Here is a 24,278-nt window from a genome sequence, read left to right on the forward strand (position 1 = left end):
TATCTGCTTCTTATCCGCGCGTTCAATGATTGTGCAAGTTAAAAGCGATCGATCTGCCCGGTTTTGTGAGTTATTATTATTTTCGCCGTATGTCTTCCATCCTGATCAAACAGGCCAACGTAGTGAACGAGGGCCGTCAATTTGTAGCTGATGTTTTGGTGAACAACGGCCTCATCGAGCGAGTAGATAGCCATATCGATGTCAAAGCCGACACCGAGATCGATGCCGAAGGGCTCCACTTGTTACCGGGCTGTATAGACGACCAGGTGCATTTCCGCGAGCCGGGACTGACCCACAAGGCCAATATATTCACCGAATCGCGTGCGGCGGTGGCCGGTGGCATCACTTCATTCATGGAGATGCCGAACACCGTACCCAACACCTTAACACAGCAACTACTTCAAGATAAGTATGATATAGGCGCAAAAACCTCACTCGCCAACTATTCGTTTTATATGGGCGCCTCTAATGACAATATTGAAGAGGTGCTGCGTACGGATGCTAAGCAAGTGTGTGGGGTAAAAGTATTTATGGGTTCCTCTACCGGTAACATGCTGGTCGATAACCCTGGAACATTAGAGAATCTCTTTTCTCGTTCGCCTATGCTCATCGCTACGCATTGCGAAGACGAGGAGACCATCAAACGCAATATGGCCCATTATAAGGAATTGCTGGACGATAACATCACAATTGAATACCACCCGATCATACGTAGCGCCGAGGCCTGTTACCTGTCGTCATCAATGGCGGTAGAACTTGCTAAAAAGCATGGCGCCAGGCTCCATATCCTTCACATCTCCACAGCTAAAGAATTGGAGCTATTCAGTAATGAGATCCCATTAAAAGACAAGAAGATAACCGCCGAGGCCTGCGTACATCACCTATGGTTCAGCGATGCGGATTACGCCACAAAGGGTAACCTGATCAAATGGAACCCGGCCGTTAAATCGGCAACAGACCGTGACGCGATCCTCCAGGCTGTGTTGGATGGGCGTATCGACGTGATCGCCACTGACCATGCGCCGCACACCATCGAAGAAAAGGCTCAACCGTATCTGCAGGCACCATCAGGCGGACCGCTTGTACAACATGCGCTTCCGGCTATGCTGGCTCTGCATCAGCAAGGTAAGATCAGCCTTGAACAGGTGGTCGAAAAAATGGCTCACAATGTGGCCACTTGTTTTCAGATCGAACGCCGTGGATTTATACGTGAGGGCTATTGGGCCGACCTGGTACTTACCGACCTGAACCGCCCGTGGGAAGTGATCAAGGCGAACACGCTTTACAAATGTGGCTGGAGCCCGTTCGAAGGCACCGTGATGCCGGCAAGCATTACCCATACGATAGTTTCAGGGCATCTGGCTTATGCCAACGGCTCATTCAATGATACGGTGTTGGGTCAAAGGATGACGTTCGAACGCTAATTAGCGTGGCTTTTGAGTGGCCGGCAGGATGACTGGTATAATATTGAATCTCAGGTATTCGTGTAGGTTGTTAGCAGTGAAGAAAGTTTTTATTAATAAATAGTATAATTACTGCGTTCGTAGGCTATCTTGGTAGGGATATATTACCTAGAAGTTAACCCTTACTCACTCAACCTACTTTACCATGAAAATATCGCTCGAGGTTTGCGCCAACTCCGTTGGATCTGCCATAGCTGCTCAAAAGGGAGGCGCCAGCCGTATCGAACTGTGTGATAACATACATGACGGGGGCACCACACCCTCTTATGGGCAGATACGGTCGACGCTACAACACGTGCAAATACCCATACATGTACTGATCAGGCCTAGGGCGGGCGATTTCCTGTACTCTGATCGGGAGTTCGAGGTGATGAAGGCGGATATCGAGATGTGCACCATGCTGGGTTGCCATGCCATTGTGGTGGGCATCCTTAACGCGGATGGGTCGGTGGATAAACCGCGTTGCACCGAGCTTGTCAACATCGTCAAAAAAGCGGGAATGAGCATCATATTCCATAGAGCTTTCGATCTTTGCGCCGACCTGTTCCGGTCAATGGAGGACATCATTTCCTTGGGTTTTGACGGCATACTCACCTCAGGCGGAAAGACCACGGCCATTGAAGGGGCCAGCAAGATCGCGCAACTGATACAACGTGCCAACGGACGCATCGGGATCATACCGGGTGGCGGCATCAGCGAGTACAACGTGACCGACCTCATCAACTTTACCTCAGCAAATTGCATCCATTCATCGGCACGCACCAAACGCCGAAGCGCCATGACCTATCACAACAGCCACATCATGATGGGCGACGGTTATATGCACGAGTATGACCTGGATGAGACGAATGCCGAACGGGTAGCCAACATCTTGGCCAAAGCTAATGAAGCCATATCGGTATCTTAAAAGATACTCAGCGGTAAGATCAGCGTAAAGCGATCAGGACCAGAACCGCCAAAAATGTCGCGATCGAGCAAACGGGTGTAACGCAGCCCAAAGGTTATCGAGGTTTCGTTGAACCATTGCGTATCAAAGTATAACTCTGCCCCTGCCGAACGAAAGTTTGCCTTGAATTGGGCACCGCTCCGGTACTGATCAATGCCGTGGGTGTGATCATAAAAAACGTTCCCTCTCAACCTTAGTAGATAAACCAGGTCGCCGAATCCCGCATCGGGATAAGCGATAGGAAAATGATAATTCACTCCGAATTTATATAGTCGGTACAGGTTATCGGCCGTGTAACCCCTTGAGAACGATAGCTGATTAGAGAAGATGCTGTAGTTGCGGTCGCGGCGCTGGTGTGCGGCACTGATCACCAAACTGTGTGTGTCGAACAATCCCGGGAAGTAAAAGCTGCCTGATACCAAAAATTGCCTGGCGCTAAGATCATTGATCGTGTTCCGGAAGCTAAGCGTGATATTTTGAGCAAAATGCGGATAGATCAGCTGTTGAGGTTTTGATACTTGATTGCTGAACGTGATGGAGTTGCTTAAATAAGTGTTATCAGGATATAAGCTGCGAAATGCCGCCTGCTTAACGTCGGTGATACTGTAATTGATACTGCTGCTCAAATTCAGGCGCGATATGTTACGGCCATTAACGAATGATAGCGGCAGTTGCAGGCCGGCTTGCAGTCGCGTCTCGTTCCAATTCACCTCCACCGGGTTACGGTTCTGATCTAACCGCAGGTCGCGCCGGTCAATGGTGTACTGTACACCACCAAACAGGTATGGGAACATGGCCCCATAGATCATGGTGGCACCGATCTGCTTATAACCCTCATTGCGGTTGTAGCCGAACGATAGTTCTGACTGCAAGGTGTTCAATATGTTCTGACCCATCAATGACACCAAATAATCAGGATCCTCGATGTAAGGGATCAGGCTATGGAAGTTAAAAGGATGTGTGAACTTTGGATATTTGCTGGTAGGCAAGGGCTGATCTGTGATCTTGTTCAATGCATTCACCCCCTCACCATGCTGCAAGGAAGCTACCTGCATATCAGGCAAGCCCAATGGAGCTTTCACCTCACGAGGTTGTAGAGTCGCTTTAGATGCCTCATGCAAGCGGAAACCAAAGGCGCTAAAGCTTACCCAACTGATCTTATTATCGCTTACGGCAGGCTGGTAGTTACCGATGAAATTTCGTAGCGAGTCACCTTCCAACTCATACAATTTACGGTCAGCCACACTCACGGCGAAAAGCTTATCGTCAATGCCAGAGGTGCCCGTAAAATAAATAGTATCCTTTTGCACCACCGGGAACGCCTTAGGCGCTATGGTAGCCGGTGTTAGCGGTTCTATATTACCAGTGGCAATATCTATCAGCGCCAACAGCATTTCCCCCGTTGGCTTACGCACAGCCGACACGATCTGCTGCTCGTTGTAGAATTTGGGATAGGTATAATATAGATGCTCAGAATTAGGGACCTTGCTGATCAGTTTACCATCGGCATCGAGGATGTGCAAAGCATACTGCCCATCGGTGGGCACATCAACAGCAACGATCCGGCTGTTGTCGGCATTGAACGCTGGCGCAAAATAGCGGGTCCGGTTCGTGATCTTCTTTTGCGCGCCACTTTTTACGTCGATCACCTTCAGCTCGTTAAACTCCCTGTAACCCCAACGTGCATCGGGCCGGCGCGACGCATATACGATCTGCCCATTCCGGCAAGTGAAATAACTATCGATGGAAAAGTCGGCTAATCGTATCCTTTCCTCCTTTGTGCCTGTGCGCATCACGAAAGCCGACCGCTGCTTATATGACGATGTACGATAAATGAGTGTGCTATCGTTCACATAAACAGGGAACTCCTGATTACCGATGAAGTGCTGATTCTTTTTGTATTTGGCTGCACCTTGCTTAAGTCCATCGTCGACCAACTGCGTTTTAAATTTTTCAAGCGCCGCGTTGCGAAAACTCGTGAAATTTCGACCGGTATTGCGCTTCACCGCACTTTGAAACGGATAGATCAACGACCGGTAACTTGCAGCATCATGCCCTACCTTTCGCCATATATCACTTCCATATTGATCACGGCCATAGGCGACCATCATATAGCCTAAAGGATACCAGTCGGGGGTGTAATCACGGTAAGATCCATTACGGATCTTCATCCAGCTGTAATCTTTATTGGCTGCCCACAGGCTGCGGAAGCCGTTAAAAAAATACGGCAGCCGCCCCCTGCCCTGCTCGGTGACATAAGTTTCGTTAAAAACTGCGTCTCCTTCAAAGAACCAGTTGGGCAGCGAAAGACCGGATGCCAATTGTTGTCCGCCCTCGCCAAAAAGAATATGCAATAACCGGGTAAGGCCAACGTCGGTACTATTGTATTGCTGTACGTGCCTGAACTCGTGTATGGCCAACTGATCGGTCACGTTGAGGCTACCTAATGAAAAGCTATTCTGCGCAGGCACCAAATAGAACTCACTCCTGAACGGCGCCAATCCCACATAACCATTGGTGGTCACCAACTGGTTCTGTAGCACTACGTTCACCTGTTTTTGCCTGAAGCCTATGGTAGGTTTAATGGCGTTATTGATCTGCCCGATCACGTTGGCCACCCGCCTGCCAGCACTATCCATACCGCGCGGATAGATGACGCGGGCCGCAGGGGTATTCACCTGGTCCCACTTGATAGATGGCGGGTTGCCACCGAACTGCTGAGCCTTAACGCCAAGGGTAACTAACAAGAGGCCGACAGTAAGTACGCGGGTAAAACAGTGATCGCTCATCAGGTGTGAAAATAAGTAGAAATTATCAAAGTTCAATTCACATCCATATGACATGCCTTAGCTTAAAACTACCTACATTTGCCGCTTGTTAAGTAAATGTTATGGCTAAAGTTTCCATCAACCTGGCAACGGGTTCGCTACAAAAGGAAGACATCATTGTCGGCATCGATCTGGGCACCACTAATTCACTGGTAGCATTCATTGATCCTGATAAGAACCCAAAGGTGATCAATGATGCCGGCAAGGGCGTTTTGGTGCCATCAGTAGTACATTTTGATGGTGCCGGTAGCATCACAGTGGGTAACGAGGCCAAACAATACTTGGTGACCGACCCACAAAACACGATCTTTTCAGTAAAACGTTTGCTGGGCCGCTCATACAGCGATATCGAGAACTACAAAGACCTTTTCTCCTACCGTGTGATCGATGATAACACTGAGAGCCTCGTTAAGGTAAAAGTGGGCGACCGCTTTTACACCCCTATCGAGCTGTCGGGACTTATCCTGAAAGAACTGAAGGACCGTGCAGAACATGCGCTAAAAACTCCGGTGAACCGTGCAGTGATCACCGTTCCGGCATACTTCAACGATGCACAACGTCAGGCCACCCGCGATGCTGGTAAATTAGCAGGATTGGATGTATTACGTATAGTGAACGAGCCAACCGCGGCAAGCCTGGCCTATGGCATCGGTTTAGACCCTGAAGAGACCAAGACCATTGCCGTATATGACCTTGGTGGCGGCACTTTCGACGTTTCAATACTGCAAATACAGAACGGCATATTTGAAGTTTTGTCCACCAATGGCGATACCTTTTTAGGCGGCGATGACCTTGACCGCGCCATATTCGAGTATTGGATCGAAAAGAACCAATTAGATAAAGTGGCGCTTGCAAACGACCGCGAGCTGACCCAACAACTACGCCTGAAAGCTGAAGAGGCTAAAAAAGCGTTCGCTCATCAAAGCCTGTTCAACGAAAAAATAGGCGAGATCTGGTGCACCCTTAATCGCGATACCTTTGAGGAACTGATCTTGCCAAAGGTTGAGCAGACGATCAACGCTTGCAGGAACGCCCTGGCCGATGCCAAGCTGTCCGTTGGCGATATCGATGAAGTGATCATGGTAGGCGGTTCTACCCGTACTGATCTGGTGAAACGCAAAGTGGCTGAGTTCTTCGGTCGCCCTGTGCATGATGACCTTAATCCTGACGAAGTGGTAGCTCTAGGTGCTGCCATACAGGCCGATATATTAGCGGGTAACCGTAAGGACATACTGTTGCTTGATGTTACTCCGCTCTCATTAGGCATCGAGACCATGGGTGGTTTGATGGATGTGATCATTCCGCGTAACTCCAAAGTACCCACCAAGGCCGGCCGCCAGTATACCACCTCGGTGGATGGACAGGTGAACATGAAGATATCGGTTTACCAAGGCGAACGCGACCTGGTAAAAGAGAACCGCAAGCTGGCCGAATTCGACCTAAAAGGTATCCCGGCTATGCCAGCAGGTTTCCCGAAAGTTGATATCAACTTCTTACTTAATGCTGATGGCATATTGAAAGTACAAGCCATTGAGCTTAGGTCGGGCACCAAGCAGGAGGTTGATGTGAAGCCGGCTTACGGTATAACTGACGAGCAGGTAGAACAAATGCTGATGGATAGCATCACTCACGCTAAAGACGACGTGAGCCAGCGCATGGTGATCGAGGCTCGCACCGAAGGTGAGCAAATGGTGTATACAGCTGAACGCTTCATCCAAAAACATGGCGAATTGCTTACTGTAGCCGAAGTTGCCGAGACCCATACTTACATTCAGGCCTTGAAAGAGGTACTGACCAGCGGCGATAAAGACCTTATCCTGAAAAAGGTAGACGAGCTGAACAACCTGACACGCCCCTACGCTGAACGTGTGATGGACCAGGCCATCAGCACCGCCATGAAAGGCAAAAGCATTGACGAGTAATACTGAGACGCCAGGTAACGAAAGACCACCGCGTTTGCTTGTTAGTCAATGTGGATATGGCGGCTTGGAAAAGGACCCGTTGATACAAAAATTGCTTGATGCGCATATCCAGCTAAATCAACACGCCGTAACACTGCTCACCACCCACTTGACCGCCTCTATTGATACAGCATTTGCGGATGTTTTGTAGCGTCACTAAAGGACCTGGGTTTCGCTCATGGTGCTACGCTATCACAAGTGAGCGAACGGATACTTGATATGGGATACCGCCCATGCACACTGGAGTTAGCCATATACATCAGACTAATGTATACAGTACAGCCCGCTGTGAACGACACCATCAACATATCGGCTGCTCCGGCGGGTTCGCTTACAGTCTTATCTTATCCGCTCCATGCTGACGATGAACACCCTAAAGGCTTCTACCTCCGAAATATAGATGGCCAGCTTTGGCTGCGCGGCTATCGCTGCTCTGATGATCATTTATGGTCGCCAGATGATATGTTCTTGTTCAGAAGCTGATCAAGATCGAACAAGCTTATTTATCAGCTATCTCGATCCAAACCGGACCGTGATCACTGGTCTTCTCCCAGCCACGCACTTGCCTATCCACCCCACCCGCTTTCAAACGGCCGGCCGCCTTTGGTCCCAGCAAAAAATGATCGATACGTAAACCTGCGTTGCGGCCGTAAGCGTTCCTGAAATAATCCCAAAACGTATAGATAACCTCGTCTGGATAGAGTTTACGTATCGCATCCACCCAACCCTGATCTAATAGCTTTTGAAAAGCTGCCCTCGTCTCTGGTCTGAACAATGCATCGTCTACCCATCGTTCAGGCTTGTAAACGTCCAGTTCGGTAGGCATCACATTAAAATCGCCTGTGATCACCACAGGCATATCCAGCTCGATCAGCCGTGCCGCATGAGCGATCAACCTGTCGAACCACTTCAACTTGTAATCGAACTTGGGTCCGGGTGCCGGGTTTCCGTTTGGCAGGTAAAGCCCGCAGATCAATACGCCGTTCACCACGCCTTCAATGTACCGGCTATGCAGGTCCTCCTCATCGCCAGGCAGGTCTCGCCTTACCTCCTCTATCTTGGCACCGCGTGTAAGTATAGCCACTCCATTCCAGCTCTTTTGGCCGTGCCATATGGCGTTGTAACCGGCCTCCTGTATGGCGGCTAATGGAAACTTGTCTTGCGGCGCTTTGAGTTCCTGCAGGCAGGCTACATCGGGTTGGGTCTCCTGCAGCCAACGCAGTAATACCGGTAAGCGTCCGTTAACGCCGTTCACATTATAAGTTGCGATCTTCATATCTGTTGTTAAGCAGTTGGTCTATATCATACATTCACTCTAATAAAGAGTTTAAAATACTAAACAAAATACCTACTATGTTGCTTTTTAGGTGTAGTTTACCAAGGTTTTAAATCAATATCTTATGAAGTTCTTATATCGTTTTTTGTTTATGAGCGGTATGGTAGCCTTTGCCTCTATCACCGTGAAAGCCCAAAGTAGCTGGGCTAACCGTAACTTTGCGGGAGCTGCACAGATCCAGGTAGGTTACCGCAATACCGACCTGGGCGAATTGAACACTATCCTGAATCGTAACAACATCCCTTCTTTAAAAGGTAACGACATTTGGTTAGGCCTATCAATGAGCCACATTAAAAACAACTGGGTATTTGAAGATGGTATTGCCATTACGCCTACCTCAAGCGCTGAAGGTAATAACCGCGTTAAGGCCCGTGTTGGCCAGGCCCAATTGTTCCTCCGTGCAGGTTACAACGTGTTAAAGAATGAGAATATGCGTTTCTATCCATTTGCCGGCGTGAACTTAACAGGTTCGATGCTGCGCTTACAGGACAAGAACCGCCAAGACCTGACCAGCGATTTTTCACAGACCATCCTGAACAGCACCGCAAGCAAAACGCTTTACCAGGGCAACTTCGGTATCGATCTGGGCGCTGGCTATGACTACCTGATCAAGATCAAATCAAAGACCACCGACTGCTTTACCGTTGATCGCTACATCCCGATCGGTCTGCGTGCAGGTTACTACATCAATGCGGCCCGCAGCGATTGGAAAGTTGACGACCACGAGTTGAATAACAGTCCGAAGATCACCAAAGGAAGTGCCTTTGTAACATTAGTAGTAGGCTTGGGCTACAACATCAAGAAAACACAATGATCTTATAAAGCTTGATCGCTGTATCGATATATTTGTAGCATACCGCTACGTATGAGATACAAGATCGCTATATTATTGAACGCCGCAATGCTGATCAGCATTGCGGCGTTCTCGCAATCGTTCAAATTTGCTTTTGTTACCGATACGCATATCGGTAACCCCACCGCACCTGACGACCTTCGCCGAACGGTCAAAGATATCAACGCCAACAAAGATCTCAAATTTGTGGTGATCACGGGCGATATCACCGAATTCGGTTCTGACAATGAGCTCAAGCTTGCTAAACAGGTATTGGATAGCTTGGACGTCAAGTACTACATCATTCCAGGCAATCATGATTCTAACTGGTCTGAAAGTGGCAGCAATACCTTTAAGCGTGTTTTTGGTGCCGAGACGTTCGCTTTTGACCACAATGGCTATCGTTTTTGCGCCACCAGCTCAGGCCCTAACATGCGTATGGGGCCCGGCCAGATTCCGCGTGAGAACGTGGTTTGGCTTGATTCGGTGGTAAAGGCAACTCCGCAAAAATTGCCACTGATCTTCCTGAACCACTACCCTCAGGACTCAGCTTTGAATAACTGGTATAACATCATTGACCGCCTCAAGACCCGCAATATCCAACTCATTCTTTGCGGCCATGGGCATGCTAACCACAAGCTTAATTTTGAAGGTATACCTGCCATCATGGGCCGCTCAAACCTCCGTGCAAAAGATAGTATCGGCGGTTATAACATCGTTACCATCGCCGATGGCAAAGCTTCGTTTGAAGAGCGCACTCCTGTGATCGGCAAGAACCGTCCATGGGCAGAGGTGACGCTTGCTGACCACCACTTTGACCAAATGCCCGGCAATTATCCACGGCCGTCCTATGCACGCAACAACCAATTGACGGCGGTAAAACCGGTTTGGACCTACCAGGACCAAAGTGACATTGGTTCGGGCATGGCACTTTTTACAGGCAAAGTGATCTTAACAGATACTAAAGGACTTATCTACGCGCTCGACCGAAATACCGGCAAACGTGCATGGAGCTACGCCACCGGCGGTAAGTTATATTCTACTCCGGCGGTAAAAGGTCGTTATGTCGTGGCAGGATCAAGTGATGATCATATCTATTGCGTTGATGCTAATACCGGCAAGCTGATCTGGCGCGCAGCGACCGATAAGGCTGTAGTGGCATCGCCGGTTATAGCTGTTAACAAGGTGCTGATCGGTAGTTCTGATGGTAAATTTAGAGCACTGGATCTGACCACCGGCAAACCGGTATGGACGTTTGATCAGGTCATCGGCTTTGTGGTGACCAAGCCGCTACTTTATCAAGGCAACGTTTACTTCGGTTGCTGGAACAACGACTTTTATTGCCTCAACGTCAACACTGGCGCACTGGTATGGAAATGGAACAATGGTGCTACAAGCCGTATGTTATCGCCTGCGGCATGTTACCCGGTAGCAGCCTATGGCCGTGTATTTATTGTGGCTCCTGACCAGTACATGACCGCCTTTGATGCCAGTAACGGCAAGGTCATCTGGCGAAAAAAGACGCCAAAATATCGCGTGCGCGAATCGATCGGCTTATCGGGCGACAGCGCTTTCGTTTACGCAAAGACCATGGATGGCCAGGTGATCGGTGTATCTACCCGTGCCGACAGCATGCAGGTGGATTGGCAAGCCAAACTTCAGTTGCCCTACGAGTTGGCACCATCAGCGTTGATCGAGGATAACGGCATCGTTTATGTACCTACTCACTCAGGCATCGTGTACGCGGTTGAACGCAAAAGTGGCAACACGCTGTGGAGCTACAAAGTGTCTAATTCACTGGTGAACCCGGTAACGGCCAATGGAAAAGATGTTTTTGTGAGCACGATGGATGGCAAGGTGGTGCGTTTGAGCTACAAGAAGTGACCGAACGCTGATGGGTGTCTTTAGAACACTTAGGTAAATTTTGATACCTTTGCATCGCTGATCAATAACCGACCAATGACCCTTTTTGAGCAAATAAAACAACGTCCATTTTTTATCTTAGGTCCGTGCGTAATGGAGAGCCAAGACCTCCTTTATACGGTGGCCGAGCAGGTGGCACGTGTACGGCAAAAGTATAACGTACCGGTAGTGTTCAAGTCCTCTTTTGATAAGGCCAACCGTACGTCGGCCAGTTCATCACGCGGACCGGGTTTGGAAAAGGGTTTAGAGATGATGCAAAAGGTAAAAGAACGCTTTGACCTGCCGCTCACTACAGATATACACGAAAGCTACCAGGCTGCTATTGCTGCGGAGGTAGTAGATATATTACAGATACCTGCCTTTTTGTGCCGGCAAACCGACCTGTTGGTGGCCGCAGCTGAAACAGGGAAGATCGTGAATGTGAAAAAGGCACAGTTCCTATCGGGGCAGGACATGTATTACCCTGCTCAAAAAGTAGTGGAAGCTGGTAATGACCAGGTGATCCTCACCGAACGCGGTAACATGTACGGCTACAACAACCTTGCTGTTGACTTCCGGAATATCTATGACATGAAGAAATTCGGTTTTCCGGTTTGTATGGATTGCACGCACTCGGTACAACGCCCGGGTGGCGCCGGTGGCAAGACCGGTGGCGACCGCACCTTTGTGCCGATGATGGCCCTTGCGGCTAAAGCATTTGGAGCCGACGGCTATTTTATGGAAATACACCCTGACCCTGATAACGCGCTGAGCGACGGACCAAATATGGTTCGTTTGCATGAGCTTGATCAGGTAATGGAACCTTTGCTTGACCTACGTTGATCATTTAAGCGCCGCCACTCCTATGAAAGACATCGCTGCACGAGTATTTGCCGACGAGATAGCCTCCTTACAAGAGGCCGCCGAATTGATAGATGACCGTTTTACACAGGCGGTACAAGCGGTGCTGAACAGCAATGGCAAGCTGATCATCACCGGTGCAGGCAAATCAGGACTGATCGGTAAAAAGATAGCGGCCACACTGGCCAGTACAGGTACGTCAAGTTTTTTCATGCACCCTACCGAAGCCTTTCATGGCGATCTGGGTATGGTGGGCAAGAACGACCTGGTGCTGCTCATCTCCTACTCCGGCGAAACCGACGAAGTGATCAAGATCATTCCATTTCTCAAATGGAACGGTAATATCACGATAAGCATGACCGGAGAACCAAATTCTACAATAGCCAAGAACACCGATATCCACTTGAATGTGCACATCAGCCATGAGGCGTGCCCACTTAAACTCGCTCCTACATCATCTACCACAGCTACGCTGGTAATGGGCGATGCCCTGGCCGTAGCGCTTATGGAGGCACGTCAGTTCCAGCCGGAAGATTTTGCCCGCTTCCACCCCGGTGGTAGCTTGGGTCGCAAATTGTTGGTAAGGGTAAAGGATATGATGCGTACCGAAGCATTGCCATTTGTTAGAGACGATATATCGTTCACGGAATTGCTTTTACGCATGTCAGAAGGACGGTTAGGCATGGTGATAGTAGGTGATCCTGACCACGTACAAGGCGTGGTGACGGATGGTGACCTGCGCAGGGCATTGATACGCGACGCCGATACCAGTAAGCAGACCGTTCATACCATGATGAGCACCGCCCCTGCGATCATTGATGAAAATGAACTTATTCATGAAGCTGATGAGCTGATGATGACCCGCAAGATCACCACTATATTAGTGGGGTCACCTGAACAGCGCACCGTTAAAGGAATATACCAGATCTACACTCGTTGACCTTATAGCGAACAAAAGCTTTTTTGAACGGTTCTGGTATTATTAAAACAGGATTTATGGAAAAGCATTTGAGTGACGATGATAAAAAAGAGGTATACACCGAGTTCAAGGACATGGTCAACATGTCGGCATCGGTACTAAAAAAATGGTTGGATACCGATGAATCAAAAAAAGTTGGCTACGACAGCGGTGACGGAGAATCAGTTGGCCACAAGTCGGGCGAAAAGATCATCAAGATATTAGAGAAGAAGAAAAGCGAGCTTACAGAGGGCGACTATAAACACATGCAAAAGGTAGTAGGCTATATAAAAAGACACACCGCCCAAAAGCCTTCAGGCGATGTGTCTGATACTAATTGGAACTATTCCCTCAAAAACTGGGGATATGATGATTCCAAAAAATAATTAGTTGTAGATAATTTATGTTCGGTTATACTACGTAATTAATAAATGCTGCAAAGCCAATAGCTAACAAGATAAAGCCTTGCATTTTTTGCTCAAGAGTTAAATTTGCTACTTTCATATTCATTAGGGGTCGTATTTCAAATATAGCGCGAAAGGCGTTTTCTGCAACCCTGAGCATGATTTTTATGAAAATTTCATTGATCTGAGCGTCTTAATATTTTTTCATCAGAATATTTTTGATCTGATCAGCTGAATTAATAAAGATACCGCCTGTCCTTAACATAAAACCCACGTTGTACAAGGGTTTAAACACCCGAATATATGACCTAAAACGACGTTTAAAGCACCTCAGCCAGGTTTTGACTATTTATATTATATCAATACCGGTCAAGGCCAACAATTAAATTTTTCAATTATGTCAATTACATCTGTCGATCCATCTAATGGATCAACTATCAAAACATATGAAGCTCATACTCCTGAGCAGGTGACCCAGATCATTGAAGAAACACATCAGGCATGGACCTCCTGGAGAACGACCGATCATGGTCACCGTTCAGCGTTGCTTCATAATCTATCCAAGGTGCTTGATCAACGAAAGGCTGAATTGGCCAAACTGATGGCCAGCGAAATGGGCAAGCCTATAACGCAAGGTGTTGCCGAGGTGGAAAAGTGCGCTGCGGTATGCAGTTATTACGCTGACCACGCTGCCGACCACCTGAAAGACCAACTCATTGAAACGGAAGCGACCAAGAGCTATGCCACCTTCCAGCCCATCGGCGTGGTACTGGCCATCATGCCATGGAACTTTCCATTTTGGCAGGTGTTCCGTTTTCTGGCCCCCGCATTGGCGGCCGGCAACTGTGGCGTGCTCAAACATGCCTCTAATGTGCCGGGCTGTGCACTGGTTATCGAGGAAATGGTACAGCAGGCCGGTTTCCCTGATAACGTGTTCCGTACACTGATGGTTGGCAGTGCTGCTGTGGACGCCGTTATAGAGCATCCACTGGTCAAAGCCGTCACGCTCACAGGCAGCACGGGTGCAGGTCAAAAGGTGGCACAAAAGGCTGGTTCGGTCATTAAAAAAACGGTGTTGGAACTCGGTGGCAGTGATGCTTACATCGTATTAGAGGATGCTGATCTAGAATCAGCGGCCACCACTTGTACGGATAGCCGGCTGATCAATGGCGGCCAAAGCTGCATAGCGGCTAAGCGATTCATTGTGATGGAGACTATTGCCGAGCGTTTCACCCAGTTGATGCTGGAAAAAATGCGAGCTAAAAAAATGGGCGCTCCTGACCAGGAGGACACCGACATCGGCCCTCAAGCAAGGCAGGAATTGCGAGATGAGCTTCATGATCAAGTGCAACGTTCCATAGATGCCGGGGCGAAATGTATCTTAGGCGGCTCCATTCCTGAAGGTCCCGGCGCTTACTATCCTCCTACGATACTTGCCAACGTCAAAAAAGGAATGGCTGCTTTTGACGAGGAGCTATTCGGCCCCGTGGCAGCCATCATTACCGCTAAGGACGAAGCGGAAGCTATCGCTTTAGCCAATGACAGTGTATTTGGCTTAGGCGGCGCCGTATTCACCCAAGACCTTGAACGTGGCGAACGTATAGCGGCCACTCAATTGGAGGCTGGCTCTTGCTTCGTGAATTCGCTGGTCAAGTCGGACCCTCGGCTACCATTTGGTGGCATTAAACAATCGGGTTACGGCCGCGAGTTGGGCATCTTCGGCATCCACGAATTCGTGAACATCAAAACTGTTTACGTTAAATAGAACTAAAGCTATGGCGGCCCATACCGCCATAGCTTTTACTATTACCTGACCAAGCACGTTTTAGGTGTAACGGCATAAAGCGTATCTTTGTGACTGTTATGAGTAAGCACGGTAGAATATTGGTGGCCATGAGTGGCGGTGTAGACAGTTCTGTAGCCTCGATCATGCTACATGAACAGGGCTATGAGGTCATTGGCCTTACCATGAAGACCTGGGACTACGCCTCCTCAGGCGGTAGCTCTAAGGAGACCGGTTGCTGCAGCCTGGACAGCATCAATGACGCCCGTGCACTGGCTGTTGGTTACGGCTTCCCACATTATATACTGGATATCCGTAACGAATTCGGCAATTACGTCATCGATAACTTTGTTGATGAATATCTGGCCGGCCGTACGCCTAATCCTTGCGTATTGTGTAACACCCACATCAAATGGGACGCGTTACTTAAACGTGCCGATAAGCTTGACTGCGAATTCATTGCTACTGGCCACTACGCCAACATCCGCTTGCAGGATAATGGTCGTTATGTGGTATCTAAAGGCCGCGATGAGAACAAAGACCAATCCTACGTGCTGTGGGGCGTATCGCAACAGAATCTTGCACGTACCAAATTTCCGTTAGGTAGCTTTACCAAGGCCGAGATACGCCAAATGGCGTTGGACATGGGTCAGGTAGAACTGGCTGGCAAGAGCGAGAGTTACGAGATATGCTTTGTGCCCGATAACGACTATCGTGCCTTTTTGCGCCATAAAGTAGAAGACCTTGACCAACGTGTAGGCCCTGGTAATTTTGTGCTGACCGATGGCAAAGTAGTAGGTAAGCATCAAGGTTATCCTTTTTACACGATTGGTCAACGTAAGGGTTTGGGTATAGCGTTAGGTCAGCCCATGTTCGTAACGCAGATCAACCCACATAACAATACAGTGGTTTTAGGCACGGCCGAAGAATTGCAACGCAAAGAAGCTTGGGTACGTGACCTCAACCTGATCAAATACGAGACCATCACAGAGCCTTTGGAAGCAGTGACCAAGATCCGTTATAAAGATGCCGGTGCCGAAAGCAGCATCGTACAAATGGGCGAGCATATGAAGGTGGATTTTCATCACCATGTATCGGGCATCGCGCCTGGTCAGTCGGCTGTATTTTACGAAGGCAGCGACCTGTTAGGTGGCGGCTTTTTGATCTGACGCGCTGATCCGCAAGGCCATTTTATGTGCCGAACAATTCCTGGTCAATACTGTTGAACTTTTGAAAATATGCAGATGTGAAGTTGTCTTTCACATACTTTGTGTTTATTTGCAGAAAATTCAGACCCATTAATGGCTAAAAATCTACTCATCGTCGAATCACCCGCTAAGGCCAAGACCATCGAAGGTTACCTCGGCAAAGACTTTACTGTAAAGTCGAGCTACGGTCACATCCGTGATCTTGTCAAATCAGAGGATGCTATCGACATTCCTAACAACTTCAAACAAAGATACGAGGTACCCGCCGATAAGAAGCAGGTGGTTAGCGAGTTAAAGAAATTAGCTAAGGAGGCCGAAATGGTTTGGCTTGCATCCGATGAGGACCGCGAGGGAGAGGCCATATCATGGCACTTGTTCGAGACTTTGGGTTTGAAGAATGACAAGACCAAGCGTATCGTATTTCACGAGATCACTAAGCCGGCTATATTAAAGGCGATCGACAACCCGCGAACGATCGACTATAATCTGGTGAACGCCCAACAGGCGCGCCGCGTACTGGACCGATTGGTCGGTTTCGAATTATCACCTGTTCTTTGGAAAAAAGTAAAGCCATCATTATCGGCGGGTCGTGTACAATCGGTAGCGGTAAGGCTGATCGTTGAGCGCGAGCGTGAGATCAATAAATTTACTGCGGAAGCCGCATTCAGAGTGGTGGCCATTTTTGGCAAAGGAAGAGATGCCTTTAAGGCTGAACTGCCGGAACGCTTCAGCAAAGAAGAAGACGCTCAGAAATTTTTACAAGATTGTGTAGACGCTGCCTTTACGGTCAAATCGTTAGACACGCGCCCTACTAAACGTTCTCCTGCTGCGCCATTCACTACATCAACCCTGCAGCAAGAAGCCAGTCGTAAGCTGGGTTTTTCGGTTTCGCGTACCATGTCGGTAGCGCAGCGCTTGTACGAGTCGGGTAAGATCACTTACATGCGTACCGATAGTGTGAACCTGTCTGACATGGCCTTGAACGCCGCTCAGCAGCAGATCACATCGGCCTATGGCGAAAAGTATCATCAGCTTAGAAAATACAAGACCAAGTCGGCCAGTGCGCAGGAAGCACACGAGGCGATCCGCCCTACTTACTTTAACGAACATACCATTGACGGTGAGAGTGCAGAGAAACGCCTTTACGAACTGATATGGAAGCGTGCGATCGCCTCGCAAATGAGCGAAGCGCAGTTCGAAAAAACCACCGCCAAGATCGACATCTCCACTCGTAAAGAGGACCTGGTCGCCAACGGTGAAGTAATGAAATTCGATGGCTTCCTAAAAGTGTACTTAGAATCGAACGACGACGAGGAAGATAACACCCAGGATGGCGACAACGCCATACTTCCACCGTTAACACAAGGTCAAGTGTTGTCCTTACAGGAAATGACCGCTACGGAACGTTATTCTCGCCCTCCTGCAAGATATACGGAAGCAAGCCTGGTGAAGAAGTTAGAAGAACTCGGCATAGGTCGTCCTTCTACCTACGCACCTACCATCTCAACGGTGCAGAACCGTGGTTACGTGGTAAAAGAGGACCGCGAAGGAAAGCAACGTAATTTCCGCGTGCTGACCTTAAAGGACAAAGCCATCAGGCAGGAGCAAAAGACCGAGAACACCGGCGCCGAGCGTGGCAAGCTGTTCCCGACCGATATAGGTGCGGTGGTGAACGACTTTTTAGTTCAACATTTTAACGGCATCGTTGATTTCCACTTTACCGCCAAGGTAGAAAAGCAATTTGACGAGATAGCCCAGGGCCTCACCGAATGGACCCAAATGTTGAATAGCTTTTACCACCCGTTCCATGAAGGTGTTGAGAGTACTATTCAAACCGCTGAAAAAGCCCGCGGCGAACGCGAGCTGGGCGTGCATCCGGAGAGTGGTAAAAAGATATCGGTACGTATAGGCCGTTTCGGTCCGTTCGTGCAGATCGGTGATACGGATACCGAGTCGGAAGAGAAGCCTCAGTATGCCAGTTTGCGTACCGGTCAAATGATCGAGACCATTACCCTCGAAGAAGCACTGGAATTGTTCAAGCTGCCTAAAAAGGTAGGTATTTTTGAAGAGAAAGATATGACCGTGGCCATTGGTAAATTCGGCCCGTACATTCGCCATAACAGCGCTTTTTACTCGTTACCCAAAGGTGTCGACCCCATGAGCGTGACCGAACAACAGGCCATCGAGATCATCGAGGAAAAGAGAAAGAAGGATGCCGAAAAGCTGATCAAGACCTTTGATGAGAACCCGGACGTGAAGATCTTGAACGGACGCTGGGGGCCATACATTGAATTCGGTAAGTTGAACGTTAAGATACCAAAAGGTAAAGAGCCGCTCCAACTCACTTATGAGGAGTGCAAGGCCTTGGCAGATGAGGCCGAAAAAGCACCAAAGAAACCCGCGGGTAAAAAATTTGCTAAAAAGAAATAACACGACACGCCCGGCAACGGGCGTTCATTCATTATGATCAAAGACCTTCCTCTTAACGAAGTAAAAGACATAGCTGTTGCCGTAGCACTCGAAAAAGAGAATCCGGAAAGCAAGACCTGGTACGTATACATCATCAACTTGAAGGACCATCCTATCGAGAACGTGCTGATCACCTCAAAAGGTTATGGTGAAAAGGACGGCGAACAGGTAAAGACCTCTACCCTGCGCCACATGATCCCGCTCATTGAGCCGCAAAGGTCGGCGCTGATCGAACCGATAGACGAGCAGACCTTTGGTTTAAATAACGAGTATTGGGTGAGCTATTATGTAGGTAGGGATATTTATGATAAAAAGTTCATCTTTTTGCCAGAGAGCGTTGTGGAATCCAACTTCATCAAACTGCCGGTGCTGAACATGCCGGGTGTGATGATCAAGTAAGCGGCATCTGCTGCTCAACCAAAAGGCAGGTAAGGTAGGTACGCTAAAATAACTATCTTTGCCTTTTAATATAATTGCGCATATGCCCGAATTATCGGTTGTAATAACTGTGATGAACGAGGAGGAGAATATCGGTCCTCTTATACAAGAGATCAGGAAGTCTCTCCCCGGCCTGGATTATGAAGTGATATTTGTTGATGATGGTTCAGAGGACCAGACCCGCCAACAGATCGTAGCACACGCCGATGAACGCATCAAACTGGTAGAACTACGTAAAAATTACGGCCAAAGTACCGCCATGACCGCTGGTATCGATCATGCCACCGGCGATTACATAGCCTTGCTGGACGGCGACCTTCAGAACGACCCTGCCGACATTCCATCTATGCTTCAGAAATTGAAAGATGAAGACTGGGATGTAGTGGCCGGTAATCGGGCTAACCGCCAGGACGGCATGTTCCTTCGTAAAATACCCAGCAAGATCGCCAATGCCCTGATCAGGCGCATGACAGGCGTTTACATTAAAGATTATGGTTGTACGCTAAAGATCTTCAGACGCGAGATAGCCGAGGACCTTGGCCTTTATGGCGAACTACATCGTTTCATCCCTGTTCTGGCTAAATTGCAGGGCGCCCGTATCACTCAGGTAGATGTAAGGCATCATGCCCGCATGTTCGGTAAGTCCAAATATGGTTTGAATCGTACATTCAAGGTGATCAGCGACCTGATCCTGATGGTGTTCTTCCGTAAGTACATCCAAAAGCCTATGCACCTTTTCGGTAGCATCGGTTTTGTTTCGCTTTTCCTGGGTGTGCTGATCAACCTGTACCTATTGGTGTTAAAGCTGATGGGACACGACATATGGGGTAAGCCACTACTGATATTAGGCTTGATCTTGTTATTAGGTGGCGTACAACTCATCACGCTTGGTATACTGGCCGAGGTGAACGTACGTACTTACTTTGAATCGCAGAACAAGAAGACCTACCAGGTGCGCAAGATATTTAACGGAAGAGAGTATGTAAAACCTGTAACGGTCGGCAACTGATCGTTGGTTTATACAATAATAAAAAAGGCCCTGTTGATCAGGGCCTTTTTTATTAGTTATTTGGTGGCGTTGTTTTGGTGGTGTCGGTCTTCATAGTGTCACGTGCGGTAGTGTCACTTGCTGGTGTCGACATCATGCCGGTCGAATCTACTTTAGTGCTATCTGTGCCGCTCGCCGCTTTCTCTGAGCTGCAGCCCGCTGCTACTGCAGCTACTATTGCCGTTGCAAAGGCAAATTTCAAAAATTGCTTTTTCATAGGTTACTTAATTATTTGTTCTGTTCAATTCAACAACTATTGCGTTGTTATTGTTTACGTTAGGTCAAATATTTATCTCAGCCTCTCATAAAAGCGATCGTTGAACACGTGTAAAAACCCTGTAATGTGCGGCTTATTTTTCATAATTAGCACTATATTGGTCACAGTTACTACACATGGCCATTACCGCTACACAACCGGTCGGTAGCACTCCGAAACAACAAGGCTACCGCATATCGACCGACAAATGCCTGCTTGATATTAACGCGATATACGCGTTCTTGACCGAGCGTTCATACTGGGCAAAAGGCTTGCCTCTGGAGCGTTTGCGCAGGTCCATCGAGCATTCAATATGCTTTGGCGTTTATCATCACGACACCTTATGCGGCTTTGCACGGGTGATCAGCGACCACGCTACTTTTGCTTACATCTGTGATGTATTTGTAATGGAAGAGCACCGCGGGAATGGCCTTTCTAAGTGGCTGATGCAAACTATTCGCGCTCATGATGAGTTACAAGGACTAAGGCGTTGGTCATTGGCCACGGCCGATGCACACGACCTTTACAAGCAATATGGCTTTGTACCGGTGAGCAAGCCGGAGCTGTGGATGGAGATCTATACACCTTATGAGATACCGGGAGGAACGCATGAACAAAATGAACATCAAGAGACTCATCCTTGAGGGAGAGGGCGTTTCGCAGGATTTCAAGAAGACCATCACCAGCTGCGAAAAGATCGCGAAAACGATGGTATCGTTTGCCAACAATAAAGGCGGAAGGTTGCTCATAGGTGTGGCAGATGACGGCTCTATCAAGGGTGTCCGGTCAGAAGATGAAGAACGGTACATGATCACCCGAGCGGCTCACTTTTTCTGCAGGCCTGCGCTGGAGCCCGTGTTTGAGGAAGTTTATGTGGATGATAAAGTGGTGGTGGTGGTGGACATCCCATCGAGCGATACTAAACCGCATTATGCCTTAGGAGATGATGGAAAATGGTGGGTATACATCAGGGTAAAAGATAAAAGCGTACTGGCCAGCAAGATAGTGGTTGATGTGCTTAAACGATCCGACGATAACAGCGGTGTGCTGATCGAATATTCGAGCAAAGAAAAAGCGCTGCTGGAATACCTCGACCAGAACGATCGCATTACCGTGCCCGAATACTGCAAATTACTGAATATGAGCCGCCGACGGGCACAGCGTATATTGGTGAACCTGGTGCTGTCTGGCGTGATCAGAGTGCACACGTCTGAAAAAGAAGAGTTTTATACGGCAGCCTGAGCCAAAAGCATTATCTTATCTTTGCAGCATCTACCCCATTCAAGTTTATGCTGTCCTCGTTCACTCAATACCGCTCCCATTATCGCCATAACCTCAAGTTAGCCATCCCGGTGGTGATCTCACAACTGGGGCACACTTTGGTACAGTTAAGTGATAGCGTTATCGTAGGTCACTTTGTGGGCACCATTTCATTGGCAGCTGTGTCATTGGTCAACAGCGTGTTCGTCGTAGGCATGGTGATGGGTCTGGGTATCAGCTATGGTATCACGCCGCTCATCGCACAAAATAACGGGCAGCAAAATCATGCCGAATGTGGGAGGCTCTTGTCCAACAGCCTTTTCATTAACTTGATATCTGGCATCCTCTTATTCGTAGCCATGTATTTTGGTGCGGGCAACCTGCTCGGCCATCTCAAGCAATCACCTGAAGTGCTTAAGCAGGCCCGACCATTCATGTTATTACTTTCAGTATCCATCATCCCCATGCTCATCTTCGGTACCTTCAAGCAATTTGCCGAAGGATTGGGGTTCACTAAGCAAGCCATGAGCATCTCCATATGGGGCAATCTGCTCAACATCTGCCTCGGTGTTATCTTCGTGAAAGGGTTGTTCGGGATCAGACCTATGGGTATAAGCGGTGTAGGCTATGCCACACTGATCGACCGGACCATTATGGCGATCGTGATGGGCATCTACGTATTCCGCTCAAAGCATTTCAAAGCTTATCTTCAAACGTTCAAGTTCACATTGATCGACCGCACACGTTGTTTGAACCTGATCAAGATCGGTGCTCCGGTAGCTATGCAATATACTTTCGAGGTAAGTGCATTTAGCGCCGCAGCCGTTTTGGTGGGTCAGATCGGTGCAGTGGAACAGGCCGCACACCAGGTGGCTATCAATTTGGCTTCGCTCACGTATATGATGGCCAGCGGTGTTTCGGCAGCGGCGGCTATCAGGTCAGGTAATTACTTCGGCGCCAAAAGTTATGCTGATCTCCGTGCATCGGCTATAGCCAGTTATCACATTGTATTGGTGTTTATGACCATTACAGCCCTGATATTTGTCGCCGGTAATGAATGGCTCCCGTGGATCGTTACCTCAGACGTGAGGGTGATCAGCGTAGCATCGGGTCTCTTGATCATTGCCGCTTTGTTCCAGGTGTTTGACGGCACACAAGTGATCGGCTTGGGTATACTGCGAGGTATGGGCGATGTCAATGTGCCTACCCTGATCACCTTCTTGGCCTATTGGGTGGTGGGATTGCCATTGGGTTATGTGCTAGGCCTGAAACTGGGATTAGGAGCAGAAGGGGTTTGGTACGGGTTGGTAGCCGGTTTGGCGGTGGCTTCGGTGTTGCTCTATCTGCGATTTATCAAAACGACCAAAAAGCACCTGGAGAACTACATCTTTGATGATGCCATGAAAATATCCTGACCCCTTAAAAATATAGATCAAGCGCTACCTTGTAGGTATTGCAATGAGCATCAACGATGTCTTTGATGTTGGGCGAATACCCACCACCCATGCTTACTTGAACTGGTATACCGGCATCCTTGCAATTCTTTAATACGATACGATCGCGCTCCTGGCACCCTTCGCGGCTCAGCGTTAGTTTGCCAAGTTTGTCACTGGCGAGCACGTCAACTCCTGACAGATAGAAGGTCATTTGCGGTCGAACCTGCTCGATAAGCCGCGGTACGTTATCGTTAACGATATTCAAAAACTCTTCATCGCCAACGCCGTCGGGCAACGATATGTCCAGATCTGACCGTTCTTTACGGGCAGGAAAATTATTGGCCCCATGCATTGAGAATGTGAACACCCTTGGCTCCTGCTCAAATATCTGCGCGGTGCCATTACCCTGATGCACATCCAGATCAATGATGAGGATGCGTTCTACTTCACCTTTGTTTAATAGATGGTTAGCGGCTATAGCCTGATCATTCAACATACAAAACCCTTCTCCCCAGTTGGTACCAGCGTGGTGCGTTCCTCCGGCTACATTGAACGCTACTCCGTTCTGCATGGCAAAATAACAACCGTCAATAGTTCCCTTAGCGATCCTGATCTCGCGCTGCACTAATTGTGCGTTCAAAGGGAAGCCGATGCGGCGCTGTTCCTTTGGCGACAAGGTGAGGTCGCGCAGTTGCTTCCAGTATTCGGCATCATGAGTGAGCAGGATCGTCTCCTCATCCAAGGGCTCAGGCGAAAAAAGATTCTCTTTGGTGATCGCTCCTTCATGTAACAATTGCGCCGGGATCAACTCATATTTAAGCATCGGGAACCGGTGACCTTCAGGTAAAGGATGTGCGTAGATCGGGTCAAAAGCTATCTTGAGCATGGA

The 24,278-nt window shown here is 48.6% G+C and carries 20 protein-coding genes; 16 read left to right on the forward strand and 4 right to left on the reverse strand.

What is annotated here, in order from left to right; all coding sequences use genetic code 11:
- Positions 1 to 89: 89 nt before the first annotated feature.
- The gene (locus LLH06_RS10965) at positions 90 to 1,424 is read left to right on the forward strand and encodes a dihydroorotase (protein ID WP_228169334.1); all 1,335 of its coding nucleotides are present in this window, start codon (positions 90 to 92) and stop codon (positions 1,422 to 1,424) included.
- Positions 1,425 to 1,608: 184 nt separating this feature from the next.
- On the forward strand, positions 1,609 to 2,370 hold the full coding sequence (locus LLH06_RS10970; RefSeq protein WP_228169335.1) for a copper homeostasis protein CutC: 762 nt from the start codon (positions 1,609 to 1,611) through the stop codon (positions 2,368 to 2,370).
- Here LLH06_RS10970 and LLH06_RS10975 read toward each other — a convergent pair.
- Complete coding sequence (locus LLH06_RS10975) at positions 2,367 to 5,198, reverse strand: TolB family protein (RefSeq protein ID WP_228169336.1); 2,832 nt, start codon at positions 5,196 to 5,198, stop codon at positions 2,367 to 2,369. The two genes, LLH06_RS10970 and LLH06_RS10975, sit on opposite strands and share 4 nt — an antisense overlap.
- A 101-nt stretch (positions 5,199 to 5,299) precedes the next feature.
- Between LLH06_RS10975 and hscA the strand changes: the two genes are divergently transcribed.
- Complete coding sequence (gene hscA / locus LLH06_RS10980; protein WP_228169337.1) at positions 5,300 to 7,159, forward strand: Fe-S protein assembly chaperone HscA; 1,860 nt, start codon at positions 5,300 to 5,302, stop codon at positions 7,157 to 7,159.
- A gap of 538 nt (positions 7,160 to 7,697) precedes the next feature.
- On the opposite strand, the gene xth is transcribed toward hscA, so the two are convergent.
- Entirely contained in the window at positions 7,698 to 8,474 is a 777-nt protein-coding gene (xth, locus tag LLH06_RS10985; protein ID WP_228169338.1) for an exodeoxyribonuclease III, read from the reverse strand.
- Positions 8,475 to 8,598: 124 nt separating this feature from the next.
- Between xth and LLH06_RS10990 the strand changes: the two genes are divergently transcribed.
- From LLH06_RS10990 to LLH06_RS11035, 10 genes are all read left to right on the forward strand, one after another.
- Positions 8,599 to 9,348 (forward strand): hypothetical protein, encoded by a 750-nt coding sequence (locus LLH06_RS10990; RefSeq protein ID WP_228169339.1) that lies wholly within the window; start codon positions 8,599 to 8,601, stop codon positions 9,346 to 9,348.
- 51 nt (positions 9,349 to 9,399) lie between these two features.
- Positions 9,400 to 11,250, forward strand: a complete 1,851-nt coding sequence (locus tag LLH06_RS10995; RefSeq protein WP_228169340.1) for an outer membrane protein assembly factor BamB family protein — start codon at positions 9,400 to 9,402, stop codon at positions 11,248 to 11,250.
- A gap of 75 nt (positions 11,251 to 11,325) precedes the next feature.
- Positions 11,326 to 12,111: a 3-deoxy-8-phosphooctulonate synthase gene (gene kdsA / locus LLH06_RS11000; RefSeq protein ID WP_228169341.1), complete on the forward strand. Its 786-nt coding sequence runs from the start codon at positions 11,326 to 11,328 to the stop codon at positions 12,109 to 12,111.
- A 22-nt stretch (positions 12,112 to 12,133) separates the two neighbouring features.
- Positions 12,134 to 13,069: a KpsF/GutQ family sugar-phosphate isomerase gene (locus LLH06_RS11005; protein ID WP_228169342.1), complete on the forward strand. Its 936-nt coding sequence runs from the start codon at positions 12,134 to 12,136 to the stop codon at positions 13,067 to 13,069.
- Between the two features lie 56 nt (positions 13,070 to 13,125).
- Positions 13,126 to 13,473, forward strand: a complete 348-nt coding sequence (locus LLH06_RS11010; RefSeq protein ID WP_228169343.1) for a DUF3140 domain-containing protein — start codon at positions 13,126 to 13,128, stop codon at positions 13,471 to 13,473.
- Between the two features lie 415 nt (positions 13,474 to 13,888).
- The gene (locus LLH06_RS11015; RefSeq protein ID WP_228169344.1) at positions 13,889 to 15,256 is read left to right on the forward strand and encodes an NAD-dependent succinate-semialdehyde dehydrogenase; all 1,368 of its coding nucleotides are present in this window, start codon (positions 13,889 to 13,891) and stop codon (positions 15,254 to 15,256) included.
- Positions 15,257 to 15,354: 98 nt separating this feature from the next.
- Positions 15,355 to 16,443 (forward strand): tRNA 2-thiouridine(34) synthase MnmA, encoded by a 1,089-nt coding sequence (gene mnmA, locus LLH06_RS11020; RefSeq protein WP_228169345.1) that lies wholly within the window; start codon positions 15,355 to 15,357, stop codon positions 16,441 to 16,443.
- 132 nt (positions 16,444 to 16,575) lie between these two features.
- Positions 16,576 to 18,912: a type I DNA topoisomerase gene (gene topA, locus LLH06_RS11025; RefSeq protein ID WP_228169346.1), complete on the forward strand. Its 2,337-nt coding sequence runs from the start codon at positions 16,576 to 16,578 to the stop codon at positions 18,910 to 18,912.
- Positions 18,913 to 18,945: 33 nt separating this feature from the next.
- Entirely contained in the window at positions 18,946 to 19,350 is a 405-nt protein-coding gene (locus LLH06_RS11030; protein WP_228169347.1) for a hypothetical protein, read from the forward strand.
- An 82-nt stretch (positions 19,351 to 19,432) separates the two neighbouring features.
- Positions 19,433 to 20,398 carry a glycosyltransferase family 2 protein gene (locus LLH06_RS11035; RefSeq protein ID WP_228169348.1) on the forward strand — a complete coding sequence of 322 codons (966 nt, stop codon included), beginning with the start codon at positions 19,433 to 19,435 and terminating at the stop codon, positions 20,396 to 20,398.
- Positions 20,399 to 20,450: 52 nt separating this feature from the next.
- Here LLH06_RS11035 and LLH06_RS11040 read toward each other — a convergent pair whose 3' ends face one another.
- Positions 20,451 to 20,654 carry a hypothetical protein gene (locus tag LLH06_RS11040; RefSeq protein ID WP_228169349.1) on the reverse strand — a complete coding sequence of 68 codons (204 nt, stop codon included), beginning with the start codon at positions 20,652 to 20,654 and terminating at the stop codon, positions 20,451 to 20,453.
- A 176-nt stretch (positions 20,655 to 20,830) separates the two neighbouring features.
- Here LLH06_RS11040 and LLH06_RS11045 point away from each other — a divergent pair, with 176 nt between their 5' ends.
- Genes LLH06_RS11045 through LLH06_RS11055 form a run of 3 tightly spaced genes read left to right on the forward strand, consistent with a single transcriptional unit; the run spans position 20,831 to position 23,368 of the window.
- A complete protein-coding gene (locus tag LLH06_RS11045; protein ID WP_228169350.1) occupies positions 20,831 to 21,337 on the forward strand; it encodes a GNAT family N-acetyltransferase in 507 nt (168 codons plus the stop codon).
- Positions 21,312 to 21,935, forward strand: a complete 624-nt coding sequence (locus LLH06_RS11050; protein WP_228169351.1) for an AlbA family DNA-binding domain-containing protein — start codon at positions 21,312 to 21,314, stop codon at positions 21,933 to 21,935. Before LLH06_RS11045 ends, LLH06_RS11050 begins: the two co-directional genes overlap by 26 nt.
- A 47-nt stretch (positions 21,936 to 21,982) precedes the next feature.
- Entirely contained in the window at positions 21,983 to 23,368 is a 1,386-nt protein-coding gene (locus LLH06_RS11055; RefSeq protein ID WP_228169352.1) for an MATE family efflux transporter, read from the forward strand.
- 4 nt (positions 23,369 to 23,372) lie between these two features.
- On the opposite strand, the gene LLH06_RS11060 is transcribed toward LLH06_RS11055, so the two are convergent.
- Entirely contained in the window at positions 23,373 to 24,275 is a 903-nt protein-coding gene (locus LLH06_RS11060; RefSeq protein WP_228169353.1) for a histone deacetylase family protein, read from the reverse strand.
- Positions 24,276 to 24,278: the final 3 nt, after the last annotated feature.

The sequence above is a fragment of the Mucilaginibacter daejeonensis genome, from assembly GCF_020783335.1.
Taxonomy (GTDB): domain Bacteria; phylum Bacteroidota; class Bacteroidia; order Sphingobacteriales; family Sphingobacteriaceae; genus Mucilaginibacter; species Mucilaginibacter daejeonensis.

Excerpts from the sequence above, each read along its gene's own strand:
- LLH06_RS11030 (WP_228169347.1), top strand. The coding sequence starts at position 18,946 with ATGATCAAAGACCTTCCTCTTAACGAAGTAAAAGACATAGCTGTTGCC.
- LLH06_RS11010 (WP_228169343.1), top strand. The coding sequence starts at position 13,126 with ATGGAAAAGCATTTGAGTGACGATGATAAAAAAGAGGTATACACCGAG.
- LLH06_RS11050 (WP_228169351.1), top strand. The coding sequence starts at position 21,312 with ATGAACATCAAGAGACTCATCCTTGAGGGAGAGGGCGTTTCGCAGGAT.
- LLH06_RS10990 (WP_228169339.1), top strand. The coding sequence starts at position 8,599 with ATGAAGTTCTTATATCGTTTTTTGTTTATGAGCGGTATGGTAGCCTTT.
- xth (WP_228169338.1), bottom strand. The coding sequence starts at position 8,474 with ATGAAGATCGCAACTTATAATGTGAACGGCGTTAACGGACGCTTACCG.
- LLH06_RS11045 (WP_228169350.1), top strand. The coding sequence starts at position 20,831 with ATGGCCATTACCGCTACACAACCGGTCGGTAGCACTCCGAAACAACAA.
- LLH06_RS10965 (WP_228169334.1), top strand. The coding sequence starts at position 90 with ATGTCTTCCATCCTGATCAAACAGGCCAACGTAGTGAACGAGGGCCGT.
- LLH06_RS11035 (WP_228169348.1), top strand. The coding sequence starts at position 19,433 with ATGCCCGAATTATCGGTTGTAATAACTGTGATGAACGAGGAGGAGAAT.
- LLH06_RS10970 (WP_228169335.1), top strand. The coding sequence starts at position 1,609 with ATGAAAATATCGCTCGAGGTTTGCGCCAACTCCGTTGGATCTGCCATA.
- LLH06_RS11005 (WP_228169342.1), top strand. The coding sequence starts at position 12,134 with ATGAAAGACATCGCTGCACGAGTATTTGCCGACGAGATAGCCTCCTTA.
- LLH06_RS11055 (WP_228169352.1), top strand. The coding sequence starts at position 21,983 with ATGCTGTCCTCGTTCACTCAATACCGCTCCCATTATCGCCATAACCTC.
- hscA (WP_228169337.1), top strand. The coding sequence starts at position 5,300 with ATGGCTAAAGTTTCCATCAACCTGGCAACGGGTTCGCTACAAAAGGAA.
- LLH06_RS11015 (WP_228169344.1), top strand. The coding sequence starts at position 13,889 with ATGTCAATTACATCTGTCGATCCATCTAATGGATCAACTATCAAAACA.
- LLH06_RS11060 (WP_228169353.1), bottom strand. The coding sequence starts at position 24,275 with ATGCTCAAGATAGCTTTTGACCCGATCTACGCACATCCTTTACCTGAA.
- LLH06_RS10995 (WP_228169340.1), top strand. The coding sequence starts at position 9,400 with ATGAGATACAAGATCGCTATATTATTGAACGCCGCAATGCTGATCAGC.
- LLH06_RS11040 (WP_228169349.1), bottom strand. The coding sequence starts at position 20,654 with ATGAAAAAGCAATTTTTGAAATTTGCCTTTGCAACGGCAATAGTAGCT.
- kdsA (WP_228169341.1), top strand. The coding sequence starts at position 11,326 with ATGACCCTTTTTGAGCAAATAAAACAACGTCCATTTTTTATCTTAGGT.
- LLH06_RS10975 (WP_228169336.1), bottom strand. The coding sequence starts at position 5,198 with ATGAGCGATCACTGTTTTACCCGCGTACTTACTGTCGGCCTCTTGTTA.
- mnmA (WP_228169345.1), top strand. The coding sequence starts at position 15,355 with ATGAGTAAGCACGGTAGAATATTGGTGGCCATGAGTGGCGGTGTAGAC.
- topA (WP_228169346.1), top strand. The coding sequence starts at position 16,576 with ATGGCTAAAAATCTACTCATCGTCGAATCACCCGCTAAGGCCAAGACC.